Genomic DNA, 255 nt, shown 5'->3' on the forward strand with positions numbered 1-255 from the left:
TGATGTATTTATTTGAACGTCATGTTCAAGATAAAGCAATTTCCAAGTTCATTCGTAGAAGTTTACAAGTTGGGGCAATTGACCTCAACGGTAGCTATAAAAGTAGAGAAATTGGTGCGCCACAAGGTGGCGTTATATCACCACTACTATGTAACATCTATCTACATGAATTAGATAAAGAACTGGAAAAACGTGGACATCGTTTTGTTCGTTATGCCGATGATTTTGTCATCTTTGTGCGTTCAAAACGAGCAG

General features: G+C 37.6%; 1 protein-coding gene. It reads left to right on the forward strand.

Annotated features, from left to right (window positions below):
* Positions 1-255, forward strand: a 255-nt coding sequence (locus tag TP70_RS10110) for a reverse transcriptase domain-containing protein (RefSeq protein ID WP_044361424.1), incomplete at both ends; no start/stop codon positions are given.

Source organism: Staphylococcus microti (assembly GCF_000934465.1).
GTDB lineage: Bacteria > Bacillota > Bacilli > Staphylococcales > Staphylococcaceae > Staphylococcus > Staphylococcus microti.